This window comes from Acidimicrobiia bacterium, from assembly GCA_041393965.1.
In the GTDB taxonomy this organism is placed as follows: domain Bacteria; phylum Actinomycetota; class Acidimicrobiia; order Spongiisociales; family UBA5794; genus UBA5794.
The window spans coordinates 85,090-99,558 of sequence record JAWKJB010000003.1 but is presented as its reverse complement, the minus strand read 5'-3'; the positions used below and the strand labels follow the sequence as shown (position 1 = coordinate 99,558).

14 protein-coding genes and 1 tRNA gene are annotated in these 14,469 nt (G+C 63.8%); 4 read left to right on the top strand and 11 right to left on the bottom strand.

Annotated features, from left to right (window positions below; all coding sequences use genetic code 11):
• The 6 genes from R2823_09170 to R2823_09145 are packed head-to-tail and all read right to left on the bottom strand — an operon-like array spanning window position 1 to window position 6,944.
• Complete coding sequence (locus R2823_09170) at window positions 1-1,371, bottom strand: glutamine synthetase family protein (protein MEZ5176359.1); 1,371 nt, start codon at window positions 1,369-1,371, stop codon at window positions 1-3.
• The gene (locus R2823_09165; protein ID MEZ5176358.1) at window positions 1,368-2,240 is read right to left on the bottom strand and encodes an SDR family oxidoreductase; all 873 of its coding nucleotides are present in this window, start codon (window positions 2,238-2,240) and stop codon (window positions 1,368-1,370) included. The genes R2823_09170 and R2823_09165 overlap by 4 nt, the downstream gene beginning before the upstream one ends.
• On the bottom strand, window positions 2,233-4,062 hold the full coding sequence (locus tag R2823_09160) for a branched-chain amino acid ABC transporter ATP-binding protein/permease (protein MEZ5176357.1): 1,830 nt from the start codon (window positions 4,060-4,062) through the stop codon (window positions 2,233-2,235). The genes R2823_09165 and R2823_09160 overlap by 8 nt, the downstream gene beginning before the upstream one ends.
• Window positions 4,062-4,949 (bottom strand): branched-chain amino acid ABC transporter permease, encoded by an 888-nt coding sequence (locus R2823_09155; protein ID MEZ5176356.1) that lies wholly within the window; start codon window positions 4,947-4,949, stop codon window positions 4,062-4,064. Before R2823_09155 ends, R2823_09160 begins: the two co-directional genes overlap by 1 nt.
• Complete coding sequence (locus R2823_09150; GenBank protein MEZ5176355.1) at window positions 4,946-5,653, bottom strand: ABC transporter ATP-binding protein; 708 nt, start codon at window positions 5,651-5,653, stop codon at window positions 4,946-4,948. The genes R2823_09155 and R2823_09150 overlap by 4 nt, the downstream gene beginning before the upstream one ends.
• Before the next feature lie 19 nt (window positions 5,654-5,672).
• A complete protein-coding gene (locus R2823_09145; GenBank protein ID MEZ5176354.1) occupies window positions 5,673-6,944 on the bottom strand; it encodes an ABC transporter substrate-binding protein in 1,272 nt (423 codons plus the stop codon).
• 258 nt (window positions 6,945-7,202) lie between these two features.
• Here R2823_09145 and R2823_09140 point away from each other — a divergent pair, with 258 nt between their 5' ends.
• The 3 genes from R2823_09140 to R2823_09130 all read left to right on the top strand — a co-directional run bounded on the left by R2823_09140 (window position 7,203) and on the right by R2823_09130 (window position 9,222).
• Window positions 7,203-7,871: a GntR family transcriptional regulator gene (locus R2823_09140; protein ID MEZ5176353.1), complete on the top strand. Its 669-nt coding sequence runs from the start codon at window positions 7,203-7,205 to the stop codon at window positions 7,869-7,871.
• 95 nt (window positions 7,872-7,966) lie between these two features.
• A complete protein-coding gene (locus R2823_09135; GenBank protein ID MEZ5176352.1) occupies window positions 7,967-8,392 on the top strand; it encodes a hypothetical protein in 426 nt (141 codons plus the stop codon).
• A gap of 65 nt (window positions 8,393-8,457) precedes the next feature.
• Window positions 8,458-9,222, top strand: a complete 765-nt coding sequence (locus tag R2823_09130) for a MerR family transcriptional regulator (protein MEZ5176351.1) — start codon at window positions 8,458-8,460, stop codon at window positions 9,220-9,222.
• Here the strand turns inward: R2823_09130 and R2823_09125 are convergent.
• The gene (locus tag R2823_09125; protein ID MEZ5176350.1) at window positions 9,205-9,936 is read right to left on the bottom strand and encodes a hypothetical protein; all 732 of its coding nucleotides are present in this window, start codon (window positions 9,934-9,936) and stop codon (window positions 9,205-9,207) included. The two genes, R2823_09130 and R2823_09125, sit on opposite strands and share 18 nt — an antisense overlap.
• Before the next feature lie 71 nt (window positions 9,937-10,007).
• Here R2823_09125 and R2823_09120 point away from each other — a divergent pair, with 71 nt between their 5' ends.
• Window positions 10,008-10,880 carry a hypothetical protein gene (locus R2823_09120; protein ID MEZ5176349.1) on the top strand — a complete coding sequence of 291 codons (873 nt, stop codon included), beginning with the start codon at window positions 10,008-10,010 and terminating at the stop codon, window positions 10,878-10,880.
• A gap of 62 nt (window positions 10,881-10,942) precedes the next feature.
• Here the strand turns inward: R2823_09120 and R2823_09115 are convergent, their stop codons facing one another.
• The 4 genes from R2823_09115 to cysS form a co-directional block, all read right to left on the bottom strand.
• Entirely contained in the window at window positions 10,943-12,163 is a 1,221-nt protein-coding gene (locus R2823_09115; protein ID MEZ5176348.1) for an AI-2E family transporter, read from the bottom strand.
• A 93-nt stretch (window positions 12,164-12,256) separates the two neighbouring features.
• A tRNA-Thr gene (locus R2823_09110) sits at window positions 12,257-12,330 on the bottom strand.
• Window positions 12,331-12,337: 7 nt separating this feature from the next.
• Window positions 12,338-13,078 carry a 23S rRNA (guanosine(2251)-2'-O)-methyltransferase RlmB gene (gene rlmB, locus R2823_09105; GenBank protein ID MEZ5176347.1) on the bottom strand — a complete coding sequence of 247 codons (741 nt, stop codon included), beginning with the start codon at window positions 13,076-13,078 and terminating at the stop codon, window positions 12,338-12,340.
• Window positions 13,053-14,438: a cysteine--tRNA ligase gene (gene cysS / locus R2823_09100; GenBank protein MEZ5176346.1), complete on the bottom strand. Its 1,386-nt coding sequence runs from the start codon at window positions 14,436-14,438 to the stop codon at window positions 13,053-13,055. The genes rlmB and cysS overlap by 26 nt, the downstream gene beginning before the upstream one ends.
• Window positions 14,439-14,469 lie beyond the last annotated feature (31 nt).

Below are 14,469 nucleotides of genomic sequence, written 5' to 3'. Positions count from 1 at the left end.
TCAGATCCGGTCGAAGTACCGCTCAAGATCCCACACGGAGACCTCGGAGAGGAACACCGACCATTCGTGCCGCAGGACCGTGGCATGGTGATGGACCACATCGGTGCCGAACGCTTCTGCGGCAAGGGTCGAGGCCTCGAATGCCACAATCGCATCGCTGAGCGACACCGGCATCTGATCATCTCGCGGCGCTTCGTAGGCGTTCCCTGCCACCGGCGCTGGCAACCCGCGGTGCGAAACGATCCCCGAACGGGCGGACGCCAGCAGACCCGCGAGGGTGAGGTACGGGTTGGTGTCCGCTCCGGGGAGCCGGAACTCGAATCGTAAGCGCTTCGGTTCGTGGCCGACGACGCGGACGGTCACCGTGCGATTGTCGAAGCCCCATGTGCGGCCCCAACCTGCTGCATCCATCGAGTTGGACCGCCGCCACGAGTTGATCGTTGGGGCATACCACGCCATGAAACCCGGCGCCTCCTCCAAGACGCCGCCGATCGCTTCGCGCATCAAGGCGCTCATGTCGTGTTCGCCTTCACCATCCCAGAACAGCTCGTCGCCATCGAGCGACTGGTAGGACACATGGACATGGCACGACGATCCGGGCTGATCCCTCAGCGGCTTTGCCATGAAGGTCGCTGACATCCCGGACGCGATCGCGGCATCGCGGACCGCGAGTTTGTAGAGGCTGTGCCGATCGGCCATCTCGAGTGGATCCCCGTAGGCGAATGTCATCTCCCACTGTCCGGTGCCGAGTTCGGCCTGGGCAGCCTCGACCTCGACTCCGCTGTCTGCGAGGTCGCGGCGCAGCTTCTGGAAGAACGGTTCGTAGGCGTTTCCTTCATGGATCATGAAGTCGGAGGAGACGGCGGTCGTCGGTCGCAGGTTCGCAAACCCGTCGTCGCGTAATGCGCGGGCATCGTTGGCGAACAGGTAGAACTCGAGCTCGGTCCCGGTCTTCGGTGCGTACCCGAGCTCGGTGTGGCGAGCAAGCTCTCTCTTGAGCATGACACGGGGCGACAGCGCCAACGGTTCACCTGTCTCCGCATCGACCGGATCAGCGAAGCAGATCGCAACACCGTCGAGCCACGCGGCTCTCCGCAACGAGTCGGGGTCGACGCGCAGCGTGACATCGGGCACGCCGTTGTGCAGACCGCACAGGGGCAACACATTGGCCTCGATGAGTTCCAGCCCCTGTTTCACATCCCAGGCAAACACGCAGGTGCAGACATCCACGCCATCTTCGAGCACCTGCTCGAACCGGCGCGTCGGAACCCGTCGACCGATCAAGCGGCCTGTGAGGTCGGGCGACGCGATGATCACCGTTTGGATGCCGGTCCCTTCGAGCTGCGACGGTTCGAGGATGTGGCCGCTCATCGAGTCGTCCAGCCGCCGTCGACGATCAGCTGAATCCCATCGACGAAGGAAGACTCTTCGGACAGGAGCCACGAAATCGCCGATGCGATGTCGCTCGGCAGCCCCACTCGCTGAACAAGGAGCCGCTGTTTCATGAACTCGAACGCCTCGGGGCTCGTCACGGCCTCATAGTCGAAGAAGTCCGTGGCCACGGGACCAGGCGCAACACAGTTGACCCGGATGTTCGCGGCGGCAAGCTCGACCGCGAGGGCCTTCGTGAGCATCGGGACCCCGCCCTTGCTTGCGTTGTAGTGCGGCTGGGAGGTCGATTCACTCGTCACCACCACCAGTGCTTCCACGGTCGAGAGGTTCACGATCGCGCCACCGCCTGACTCGGCGATGAGCTTCGAGACCTCTTGTGCCACGAGGAACTGACCTTTCAGGTTCACATCCACGACGAGATCCCATGCTTCTTCGGTCAGATCAGCAAGCGAATGCTTCGTGACGAGACCGGCGTTGTTGACGAGGAGATGCATGGCACCCCACGCATCCCTCGCGAGATCGACCGCTGCGGTGATCTCGCTTCGTTCGCGCACATCCACGCGCGCCGCGAGCGCAGCACCACCCTCGCCCTCGATCAGCCGGACGGTTTCGTTCGCGGAATCGAGGTCGATGTCGGTTGCGAGGATCGACGCCCCTTCCCGCGACAGCCGGAGGGCCGTCTCTCGCCCGATACCGGATCCAGCCCCGGTGATGAAGGCCCGCTTGTGCTCGTGTCTCACAGCCTCGTCGTCCTCCGCTGGCTGACGAACTCTACCCACAGCCTTGGAGCCCCCGATCTCCTGGAACCCGGTACGCGCGGTCTCCAGTGAGGCACTCGATTCACTCATCGGTGCCGAGGTAGGCGGCCTGCACCCGTGGGTCGGCCTTCACCTCCTCGGCGGAGCCGTGGGCAATGATCTCCCCCTGGTCGAGGACATAGATGCGATCACAGATCGCGGTAATGAAATGGAGATCGTGGTCGATCACGAGCACGCCCGCCCCGATCCACGATGCGACCTGTCGGATCTGGCCAACCATGGCAACCGAGTCCTCTTCCCACATCCCCGCCGTCGGTTCGTCGAGGAGGAGGATCCCTGGGGCGAGAGCGGCAGCCCTGACAAGCTCGAGTTTGCGCGCAGCGCCGTAGTTGATGGCACCGGCGCGGCTTTCACGGTCATCCCACAGGCCAACGGCGTAGATCAGGGCATCGGCAGCGGGGGCGGCATACTCGCTGCGGTGGCGGGCCGCAACGATCGCTGATGCGGCGATGTTCTCGCGCACGGTGAGGCTCTGGAACAACCTGAGGTTTTGGAAGGTGCGGGCGATGCCGAGCCGCGCCACCTTGAAGGAGGGCAGCCCGCTGAGGTCGTGACCATCGAGGCTCCAAGTGCCGCTGTTCGGTTGGATGACCCCGGTGATGGCATTGATCAGCGTCGTCTTCCCAGCGCCGTTGGGACCGATGAGGCCTACCACTTCGCCGACAGCAACCTCGATCGAGACACCGTCGACGGCGACGAAACCTCCGAAACGGACGGTCATATCCGTGCCGACGAGTCGAGCATCACCCGGTTCCGGGAGGCTCGTCGGTGGTTCCGGCGGATCGGCTTTCTCGCGAAGGCGCCGTCGGAGGGGGTCCTCAAGCTCGCGATCCCCCAACAGGCCCTGCGGTCGCAGCATCATGAAGCCAAGCATCGCCCCGCCGAGGAACAGCGCCGACAGTCCGGGCCTGAGGAACCAGTCGAGGCCCGGCACGGTCACCGAGTCACTTGCGAGGACTCTGGCGACCTCGTTGCCGACCGTGATGACGGCGACGCCAACCAGGCTGCCGGTGACGCTTCCCCTCCCGCCGACGATCAGCATCGCGAGGGTCAACAGGGTGAGGTCGAAGAAGAAGAAGTTGGGTGTCATCGAGCCGAGCGACAGCACCCGCAACGACGCCCCGACCGTCACGAGCACAACACTCAACAGCAGCGCCACCATATGCGGAACGGCGGGGTTGATCCCCATGGCCCTCGCGGCAAGGTCATCGTCGCGTGTGGCCTGTGCGAGTCGCCCAAGTCGGCTTTCACGGAACAGCCTCGCGACCACGACCGCAAACACCAGCCCGATGTAGACCCAGAGCTTGCCGTCGAGTCCCTGACCCGGTCCCAGAGCCAGTCCGGAACGGTTCCCTGCCGTGAGCGTGACGAAGTTGGCCGCCACCTCACGAACGAGGAACAACAGCGCAAGCGTGATCATCGTCGCAGCGACCGGGCCCGCGTACCGAACCGCTCGGATCAGTCCCAAACCGACGACGAATGCGAAGAGGGCCACGAGGGCGATGGCGATTACGGTCGCAGCGAGCGGGTCGATGGAGATGTCACCGACGCCGAATGGCGCATCGGGGATGAGGATGTCCTTCATGGTCGGATCCATCACCAGCAGCATGACTGTGTATCCACCGATGGCGGCGAAGCCCATATGCCCGAACGAGAGCACCCCCGTGTTGCCCATGTAGACCTGGAGTCCCACGACGAGGATCGCGTTGATGAACACCTGGGTGACGAGGAGGTCGCGGCCACCACCCTGGCCTCCGCTTGCGTACGCCACGCCGCCAAGGATGAGGATCCCGACGAGCACGAGCTGGCCCCCGACCGGAAGCACCCACCGATCAAGGAGGCGCTGCCGCATCACACTCGCTCCGCGTGGCTGACGGTGATCAGGCCTTGGGGACGGAAGATGAACAGCAGGGCAAGCAGGACGAAGAGCAGTCCTTCGGTGAGGCCCGAGTACTGCGGCGGGAGGAACCCGCGCAACATGACCTGGACGATCCCGAGCGCGAATCCTCCAACAACGGCGCCACGCAGGCTATCGAGACCCCCCGCTACGACCGCGATCACGCCGAACAGCAACGGTGTCAACCCTGCAGTGGGGCTCGCGGTGCCGGTCCTCATCAGCCAAAACACGCCTGCGACCCCGGCGAGGACGCCCGCCATTGCGAAGGCCCCCCGAATGACACCGTTGGACCGAACACCCATGAGCCTTGCTGCGTCGAAATCGAGCGAGGCGGCCCGCAGCGTGATCCCGAACATGGTCTTGCGCAGCACCCACGCCGTTGCGTACAGCGTTGCAAGGGTCGCGGCGACGGTCACCAGGTCGAAAACCTCGAAGCTGATCCCCGCCACATTGACGGTGTTGAAGATCCAACCCGGCTTCGGGAAACTGAGCGGCTTCGGGGAGACAAACATCAAGAAGAGGGCGCTGACGACGAAGTGCACGCCGAAGGATGTGAGCAGCATGGTGAATTCGTCAGATCCCCTCACCCAACGGAACGCAAGGAACTCGATGGCGATCGATGTGATGACCGAGGTCACGAGAATCGCCGGAATGATCACGGCCCATCCGTAGCCCGCGACCGACAGCCCATACGCGACATAGGCCGAGACCGTGATCAACTCACCGTGGGCGAAGTTCACGAGATGCATCACGCCGAAGATCACCGCAAGGGAGAGCGCGAGCAGCGCGTAGATGCTTCCCTGGCCAATCCCATCCACCAGCTGTTGGACGAAAACACTCATTCGGCTGCACCGAGATAGACATCGAAGAGGTCGTCGCGCTCTTTGAGGGCGTCTGCGGTTGCCTCAGCCACGACATTGCCCGTTCGCAGGAGGTAGGCGCGATCGGCGATCTCGAGGAGGCGCCGTGCGTTCTGCTCGACGACAACGAGCGTCGTCCCGTCCTTGCGAAGACGCTCAACGAGATCGAACACCATGGTGACAAGACTCGGGGCGAGGCCGAGCGTCGGCTCGTCCATCAGGAGGAGCTCCGGCCCGCTCATCAGGCCCCGCCCGATCGCGAGCTGCTGCGCCTCCCCACCCGAGAGAAACCCCGCTGGCATGGTCGCTCTGTCACCGAGAACCGGAAAGAGGTCCATCACTTCAGTGAGCCGTTTGTGGCGGTCGACTGCCTTGCTGGTGACGCCGGCAACGAGCAGGTTCTCCTCGACGGTCAGCTCGCTGAACAGGCGTCGCTGCTCGGGAACGAGGGCGATGCCTCGGCGCAGCATGGCCTCCGGGCTGAGACCAGTCACATCATCGTCGCGGAAAACGATGCGTCCGGCGGAGGGTCTTAGTAACCCGATGATGGTGTTGAGCAGCGTGGTCTTTCCGGCACCGTTCGGACCCATGATGCCGACGATCTCACCGACCCGCACGACGATCGAAGCGTCGCGCAGGCCGGTGATGGATCCGTATCGGGTCGTGAGACCCTCCACCTCCAGCATGGAAGGGTGCCTTTGGTCCCTAGGAGCTGCCAACCACCTCGGCGAGGGCGACATCGCCGCCCTTGACCTGGAGGATGTACAGCGGCTTCTGCTGGACACCGTTCGAGCCCGCATAGCTGACCGTCCCGGTCACAACGGTGACATCCGACGCCCCTTTGAGGGTTTCGCCGATCGTGACGCCGTCGAGGGCGAAGCCTGATCGTACGAACGCATCGGTCATCAGCACCACCGCATCGGCCGCGAGACCCCCGAACGAGAAGGTTGCAAGCGGCTCACCGTTTGCCTCCTCATACTTGTCGAGGAAGTCCTGCATCCGGTTGTCCGGTGACGGGAAGGCATGGCTCACGAAGTACGCGCCTTCGGCATCGGCGCCGAGATCCCAGACCCTTGTCGCGTCCGCGGCATCCGCGAAGACATAGGTCGGTGTGATGCCAGCAGCGGTGAGCTGTGGGATCAACACCCCGAGCTGTGGCGTGAGCATCGCCGTGAACAGGACATCCGGCGGCTCGGCGAGGCCAGCAATGGCGTTCACCTGCGTCGAGAAATCCTGATCCTCGAAGCCGAAGGTGTAGTCCGAAAGAACGGTTCCACCGTCATCCTCGAACACCTTGGTGAAAACCTCGGGGTTGTATCCGAAGTACGGACCCGGGATGCTGAATGTCACCGCGGATTCGTTTCCAAGGCCGCGAGCAAACAGCGCCGCTTCCGTCGCCTGCCTCGTGTCGTCGAAGGTCCCGAGGAACGACAGGGACTCCTCGTTCGCAAGGATGGGCTCGGTCGATGCAACGAAGATGACCGGTACCTGTCCGCCGACCACCTGGAGCAACGGAAGTCCGAAATCGGAGAACGGTGGTCCGAGGAGGGCGTGGACGCCTTCGTCGAGAAGCTCGGTCGCTGCGCGCTGGGTGACATCGGGATCGCCCTGCACATCCTTGACGATGATCTCGACGGGATGCCCGCCAACGCCGCCAGCGCAGTTGATCAGCTCGACCATGAACTTGGCAGCGTCCGCCCCAGGCTCGTCGGCGAATCCGCCGACCTCTGAGAAGTCGGCCGCGTACCCGATGATGAACGGCTCACCCGTCGGGGCGTCCGCACAGTTGGACAGATCGGCGGCAAGCCAATCGTCGAGTGTGGTGACACCGGGAGCCACCGCGGTGGTGGTCGTTTCACCGCCTGCGGTCGTTGTCGTTTCACCGCCCGGGGCAGTGGTCGTCGTGTCGTCGCTCGATCCCGACGAGCATGCCGCCGCAAGGAGGGCGATCACGGTGACAATCGTGAACCACCTCATTCGAACGGACCTGCCCACCGGCTTGTTTCTACAGGACATTCGTACCTCCCTCGCGAGCGCAGCTACTTCCTGCCACCCGATCTGCTTGAATACGGTATACAGAAATTTCTGAGCGCGCAACTCACTTATCGGAATCCGTGTCGTGGGGATCCGCGTTGAGGAGAAGGGCCCAACGACGGGGTGTATGCGGAATACAATCCGTCGCCACCACGGTTGCGGGTCGGTAGCCTGCAGGCCGCGTCAGTGGGGAGGAACACGGTGTTCAGCAAGATCGATCAGACACAGACCCGGCTTGCCGAATCGGTCTACGAGCAGGTGTTCGACGCGATCGTGCGAGGTACCATCCCCCCCGGTACCCGGCTCATCCAAGAGTCGCTCGCTGCCGACCTCGCGGTGAGCAGAACCCCGGTTCGTGAAGCCCTTCTTCGCCTCGAACAAGAGGGGATCCTCGAGTTCGTGCAGCGAAGGGGGTTCTTCGTCCGGGACATCTCCGAAGACGACATCAACGACCTGTACGAAGCCCGCATCGCGATCGAGGGGTTCGCCGCCCGGGCGGTCGCCGAGGCCCAGGATGCAGCCGCACTCGGCAAGCTCGAGCGGATGGTGCGTTCACACGCCGAGTCCGAACCGGTCTCCGTCACTGAGGCGTTTCGCGCAAACGAGGCCGTTCACAGAGAAGTCGTCAGAGCGACCGGAAACCCGGTGCTCGTGGAGCTGTTCGACTCCGTCTGGACTCGGAGCATCGGGCTACGCATGTACGCGCATGCGTTCAGCTCGGACGCCCACATCCAACATGTGGTCGACGAGCATGTCCCGCTCCTCGATGCCCTCCTCGCCGGAGATGCCGCACGGGCCGAAAAGGAGATGATCGCCCACATCCAGGCAGGGCGGGATGTTCAGCTCGCGGCCCGTGGGTCGCGATCCTGACCGCGCGGGCTGCCCGTTGTCACCGTCTGGGATGACGAAGCGTTCGCTCCCGTAAACTGGCACCGACATCGCTACGCGCTCGAACTGAGGACACCATGGATCACGACATCGAGGTCATCGACGAGGTCAACGCCGAAACGGTCGAGATCAACCAGGGCGGCGCCGGCGTCGTGCAAGCGGACACGGTCACGGTCACCCAAGGAGGCATCCAGTCGGCGTCGGCCGGGACCCTCACCGTCAACCAGGGTGGTGTGGTGGTGGCAGAGGCAACCGACGCCTCGTTCCAGCTGGGCGGCGCGGTGTTGGTGAGCGCCGACAATGTCACCTTCACCTCGGCGGGGGCGATGATCACGATCGCCGACACCGTCAAGGCCGACCACAGCAAGATCGGGATGCTCTTCGCCGGAACGATCGAAGGCGATGCCACGGTCATCATCGACGCTCGCAAGGCATTGGTCGCCCTCGGGGCGGTCATCGGTGGCCTTGTCGTCCTGAAGCGGATCTTCCGGCTCCGCTCCTGACGCTCCGAAGTACTGCACCCTCGTCGGCTTGACCCTCACGCTGCGTCATGGTTTACGGTGGAGGGATGCAACAGCGAACGGTTGGCACCGTGGCCGCATTGTCGGGACTCACCGTGAGGGCCCTGCACCACTACGACGAGATAGGACTGCTCACACCGTCGAGCCGTGCCGGTAACGGCTATCGCCTGTACGGCGATGATGACCTCGACCGACTGCGGACGATCCTCGTCTATCGGGAACTCGGCCTTGGTCTCGAGGACATCCGGTCAATCATCGATGGCGGCACGGATCCCACCGAAGCCCTCATCGAGGAGCGGCGTCGCGTCACGGACCAGATATCAAGGCTGCGCTCGATCGGCACCATGCTCGACCGAGCAATCCTCGCACACAGAACAGGAGCACCCATGACCCCTGACGAGAAGCTGAGCGTGTTCGGCGATTTCGATCCTTCCCAGTACGACGACGAGACGCGACAGCGGTGGGGCGACACGGACGCCTATGGACAGTCCGCCGCGCGAACGGCGACCTACACCGAAGCCGACTGGAAGGAGATTGCCGCCGAAGCCGACGCGGTGTACGAGCAGTTCCTCGGTCTGATGGCAAACACCGTCGCAGCGGATGACCCGAGAGCCGCAGATGCGGTGGATGCGCACCGAGCGCATATCAGCCGTTGGTTCTACGACTGCTCCCCGGAGATCCACAGCGGTCTCGGTGAGCTCTATACCGGCGATCGGCGCTTCGCCGCGAACCTCGACAAGGCCGGTGTCGGGCTCACCAACTACCTGTCGGCGGCGATCGCGGCGCGATACGGATCACGCGAGGCCGGGTAGCAGCGTGGAAAGCTGCTCGAGGACCCGGGCTCGGCTTGCAACCCTCCACACGCCTGCCGAATGCCAACCGGGCGATGTGAGGTCGTTGACGGAGTCACCGTACGCGAGCACGCGCCGACCGCTGTCGACCAAGGTCGCGATCGAGTCGGGGAAGATGTCGACATCGACGAGCACCACGACGACCCGTACCGCATCGTCGCGGGCGATCCGGTACCCCGCGGCCGTGAGTGCTGCTGCGATCCTGCCAGCGTCTGCATCCCGGCACACGACCTGAACAGCCGGACGCTCCGGTGGGCGGCGGCCGGCGCCCACACCAACGCCAGCGGCGCTTGCCCGTGCGACACCCCACGCGAGGTGTGCAGCATGTGCGCGCTCCCCCAACACCTGGGACGAGCCGGGTGCCAGGCCGTACACATCCCAATCCTGGAGTCGTGATCGCTGGCCGACCGGCAACGGGTCGATGCCGGTGTGGGCGAGCGCCCTTGCAACTGGCCGGAGCCCATCTGCGAACAACTCAAGCGGTCCCCTGCGCTGTTCCGCGATCGGCGTTTCGCCCGCGGCCGAGAGCAAGCGATCGAGCTGTTGGGTGCCGGCAACAACAGCGTCGCCGAGCATCTCGTCGGGCGTGATCCTTCGCTTGGCGAACCAGCGACTGACATACGCCGGATACGCTCCGACGAACGATGCCCGCAGTTCCGCGGCGATAGCCTCCATCTCCTGACCCTATCGGTTCTCGCAACGCTGCAATCCCCCGCCTACCATCACCCCACCCAGGGGAGCAGACCATGCGCAAATATGCACTCATTTTCGGAATCCTCGCACTCGTGCTGGCGGCATGCCGTCTCGAGTCCAATGTCGGACTCGACATCAACGAGGACGGCTCAGCGACCTTCACCGTCGAGTTCGGTATGGATGATGAGTTCCGTGACCTCATCACCAGCTCAGTCGGGGCCTCGGAGGACGACTTCCTCGACGGTCTGTTCGAAGGCTTCGACGGGGACGGGCCGATCGAAACGCGCAGCGAAGGAGACATGACCTACTGGACCGTCTCCACCGAGATCGACGACCTGTCGACATGGGACGGTGGGGACGCCGGTGAAGGGTTCTCGAACTTCTCGTACTCCTTCGACGACAATGGGGCGAAGCTCACGGCGTCGGTCGAGGGACAGCAGACCGACGATCTCGGCGGGGATTTCGGGTTTGACCCTTCCCAGATCACCGATGACATCATCTCGGCGAACATCATCATCAAGATGCCGGGCAAGGTCACCGAGCACAACGCCGATGAGGTCCGTGACGGCCGCTTGGTGTGGAAGATCCCGCTTGGCGGATCGATCAACATCGTCGCCGAGTCGTCCTTCGGAGGATCCGGCTCAATCTGGATCTGGATCATTCTGGGGATCGTGGTGCTCGTCGGCATCATCGCCGCAGTCGTTGCGATCCTGGTGACCCGACAGGAATCGGAGAAGGCCGTCGCAGCCGCCATTTCGGCTCATGACGCCCAGACACCACCCTCGACGACATCCCCCGTCGCCGAGGCAGTCGAAGAGGATCTCCCCCCACCGCCGGTGGGGTCAGGGGCGACTGGGTCAGAGGCGACTGAGTCAGACGCCAGCGAGGATGTGGCTGACGACGAGACGGCGACCGACGAGTCGTAGGCCATATCGACAGACCCTCTGTGTCTCAATCGTGTCTCAAGCGTGTCTCAATCGGTGTCGTCTCAATCGGTGTCGACCGAGCTCGCATCACCTGCGATCACGACCGGAAGCTCACCGGTTCGGCGGTGACGGGGCACCACCGGTTCGTCGAACATCGCCTCTGCTGCCTCCTCCCAGGTCTGCCCGAGGACGCGTGTTCGCCACCAGTGACCAACGAGGATCTTGAGAGAGGCCGTCAGCGGCACAGCGATGATGACGCCCCAGATGCCCGCAAGGGCTCCGCCGAGCACAAGGACGAGCAGGGTGACCGTGGGGTGCAGCCGAACCGTTGCGCGCAGGACCGTTGGCGACACGAAGTTGTTGTCGATCTGCTGCACAACGACGGCGACGACGACCGCCCAGACCACCGTCGAGAAGTCCCCTGTTGTGAGCGCCACGATGACCCCGAGCGCACCACCGATCCAGGGCCCGAGGAACGGAACGATGTTGAGAATGCCGCCGATGATTCCGATCAGCAACCAGAAATCGAGGCCGATCAACCAGTATCCGAAGGAGAGCAGCGAACCGACGATCAGCGCAACGACGAGCTGCCCTCGAAGAAACCCGCCGAGCGCGACATTGAGCTGACGGCCGAGATGCATCATCTCGCCCCGCTTCTTCGGGGGGATCAGCCCGACCATCCTCTCACCCGTTGAGGGAAGATCGACGAGGAAGTAGAACGCAAGGACGGGACCGATGAGGAACACGAGGATGAACTCGAATACACCAGCGGTGACACTCCCGATGTTGGCGGTCAACAGATCGATGAGCGTGTCCCTATTGCCGGGGTCGTTGAGGTAGTCCACCAGATCCTGATAGCTCCACACCGCGATGCTCCCGAACCCGAGGTCGTCGAGCAGATCGCGCAGCTGCTGGGCGGTGTCGTCGAAGATCGTTGGGAAGCGGTCGACGAGCGACTGGGTCTGGTCGATGATGTCGGGAGTAACCACGACGGCGACGAGAGCGAGCCCTGCGAAGAAGGCGAGGAAGCCGAGCAGGGCACCGAGGATCCGGGGAACACCGCGACGGTGAAGCCACGAGACCATCGGATTGAGAACAAACACGATCACCACTGCCAGCAACAGCGGTGCAAGGACGATCCGTCCCTTGTCGATGAGCCAGAAGACGATTGCCGTGAGGATCAAAACACCGATCATCGACCATGAGAACACACCGAGACGGCGAATCACCATGGTGAGGTTCCGGCCCTTGGGTTCGTCGTAATCGCGGTGCTCGTCGGCCACTCGCCGATTGTATCGGTGGCGGACCTCGACCACGAGAACCGACCGCCGGTCGGACGCCTCAACGGTCCGACGACCGCGCTTGGGAATCGTCAGAGCTGGCGATGGGACTCGAACCCATGACCTGCCGCTTACAAGGCGGCTGCTCTGGCCAACTGAGCTACGCCAGCACGGGGATCAGGATACCCAGCCGCGCACGCGAGCCACCTCATAGCACGCGAGGGCGCTGGCGACCGAAGCGTTGAGGCTCTCGACGGATCCCACCATCGGGATGCGAACCAGCACATCACACCGTTCGGCTGCGAGACGGGAAAGGCCGCGACCCTCGGCTCCGACACACACCGCGACCGGTTCACCGAGCAGGTCGAGTCCGAGCAGCGACCGATCAGCGGATCCGTCGAGCCCGACACACCACAGCCCGGCCTTGCTCAGCCGCAGCAGCGCATCCGGAATCGACGAGACGGACACAACCGGGAGCCGTTCGAGCGCACCGGCCGCTGCCTTGAAGGCCGTTGCTCCAAGTGGAGCGGACCGGTTGTGCGAGACCACCATGGCGGAGATTCCCGCCGCGTCGGCGGACCGCGCAGCGGCGCCGAGGTTCCGTGGGTCCTCGACATGGTCCATCACGAGCAGCGCAGGTGGATCACCCGTCGTGGCTGCTTCATCGAGCGCCATCGTTCGAATCGGTTCACAGGCGGCGACCACACCTTGGGGTGCACTCGTGGAAGCTCCCTCGCGCACATCGTCGACAAGCATCACCTCGATGCCGCGGACCGTGGCGTCCTCGACGAGTACGGCGATTTCGGCGTGCCCGATTCGACCTCGCTCCACCTTCAGGGAGCGAACCCGCCCAGCGTCGAGAGCCGCTCGGATGGCGTGATAGCCCTCGAGGTCAGCTCCGATGCCAGCGCGTGCCATCGGGTGTGTCCTCGATGATGATATCTCGTTCCGCAAGGCCGTCTCGAATGGCGTCAGCACGAGCAAAGTCGCGGTCGCGGCGCGCCGCGTCGCGCGCTGCCACGAGACCGTTGATGGAACGATCCGCGATGTCGAGCTCGTCTGCAAGGGAATCCACATCGACCGCGTCGTCGGTCGGGGCATCCACATCGAGCCCGAGAACTGCGAGCAACTCATCCACGGCAGTAATCGATGCGGACGGCGTGGACCCTCGATCCATGGCCGCGTTGGCGTTCCTCACCGTGTCGAAGATGACGCCGAGGGCGCCGGCAACATCGAGGTCGTTGTCCATGTGGCTTCGGAACTCCCCGAGAACCTCCGGATCAGCTTCCTGACGGACCAAGCCGACGGTTCGACGACGGAACGCCCGAAGCCGTTCGAGGCTCGCTTCCGCGTCGCCAATGGCATCCTCGGAGAAGTCGAGGGGCTTTCGGTAGTGCGTCCTGAGGTAGAACAGCCGAATGGCCATCGGATCCCAGCGGTCGAGCCCGTCAAGCAGGGACACAACATGTCCGGTGGACTTCGACATCTTCTCGCCAACGAGGTTGAGCATGCCGTTGTGCATCCAATACCGGGCGAAGGTATCGCCAGTGGCGGCTTCGGCCTGGGCGATCTCGTTCTCGTGGTGCGGGAATATGAGATCGGTGCCCCCGCCATGGATGTCGAAAGGCTGCCCGAGGTACTCGGCGGCCATCGCTGAGCACTCGATGTGCCATCCGGGTCGTCCTTGGCCCCATGGGCTGTCCCACGCGGGCTCGTCCGGCTTCGCAGCCTTCCAGAGCGCGAAGTCCAGAACATCGTGCTTGTTGGAGGAGTGGTCGACGCGATCCCCGATTCGCAGGTCGTCAAGGTCGTGCCGGGAGAGCTTGCCGTATGGTTCGAACGACCGAACCGAGAAGTAGACATCGCCGCCGGACTCGTAGGCGACCCCCCGGTCGATGAGCGAGCCGATCGCTTTGATCATCGTGTCGATGTGCTCGGTGGCTTTTGGTTCGATCGTCGGTCGACGGTTGCCCAGCCGGTCGTACGCAACGGTGAAGGAGTCAAACGCCTCAGCAGCGACCTGTTGTGTCGTCAAGCCCATCTCGTTCGCGCGATCGATGATCTTGTCGTCGACATCGGTCACATTGCGAACGAATTCGACGCCGTAGCCAACCCACTCGAGGTATCTCCACAACACATCGAACGCGACCGCTGATCGACCGTGTCCGAGATGGGGCTCGGATTGCACGGTTGGCCCGCACACATAGATAGTCACCCGCTCGGGATCCTTGGGATCGAACGGGACGACGGCACGCTCCATCGTGTTGTAGACCTGCATGGCGGGAATGCTACCGATTCTGGCCACCCGA

What these genes read in the sequence shown, in the direction of transcription:
- R2823_09125 (MEZ5176350.1), bottom strand. Translation starts at nt 9,936, where the DNA reads ATGGAGGCTATCGCCGCGGAACTGCGGGCATCGTTCGTCGGAGCGTAT.
- R2823_09120 (MEZ5176349.1), top strand. Translation starts at nt 10,008, where the DNA reads ATGCGCAAATATGCACTCATTTTCGGAATCCTCGCACTCGTGCTGGCG.
- R2823_09155 (MEZ5176356.1), bottom strand. Translation starts at nt 4,949, where the DNA reads ATGAGTGTTTTCGTCCAACAGCTGGTGGATGGGATTGGCCAGGGAAGC.
- R2823_09170 (MEZ5176359.1), bottom strand. Translation starts at nt 1,371, where the DNA reads ATGAGCGGCCACATCCTCGAACCGTCGCAGCTCGAAGGGACCGGCATC.
- R2823_09145 (MEZ5176354.1), bottom strand. Translation starts at nt 6,944, where the DNA reads ATGAGGTGGTTCACGATTGTCACCGTGATCGCCCTCCTTGCGGCGGCA.
- rlmB (MEZ5176347.1), bottom strand. Translation starts at nt 13,078, where the DNA reads ATGGCACGCGCTGGCATCGGAGCTGACCTCGAGGGCTATCACGCCATC.
- R2823_09130 (MEZ5176351.1), top strand. Translation starts at nt 8,458, where the DNA reads ATGCAACAGCGAACGGTTGGCACCGTGGCCGCATTGTCGGGACTCACC.
- cysS (MEZ5176346.1), bottom strand. Translation starts at nt 14,438, where the DNA reads ATGCAGGTCTACAACACGATGGAGCGTGCCGTCGTCCCGTTCGATCCC.
- R2823_09135 (MEZ5176352.1), top strand. Translation starts at nt 7,967, where the DNA reads ATGGATCACGACATCGAGGTCATCGACGAGGTCAACGCCGAAACGGTC.
- R2823_09165 (MEZ5176358.1), bottom strand. Translation starts at nt 2,240, where the DNA reads ATGAGTGAATCGAGTGCCTCACTGGAGACCGCGCGTACCGGGTTCCAG.
- R2823_09150 (MEZ5176355.1), bottom strand. Translation starts at nt 5,653, where the DNA reads ATGCTGGAGGTGGAGGGTCTCACGACCCGATACGGATCCATCACCGGC.
- R2823_09160 (MEZ5176357.1), bottom strand. Translation starts at nt 4,062, where the DNA reads ATGCGGCAGCGCCTCCTTGATCGGTGGGTGCTTCCGGTCGGGGGCCAG.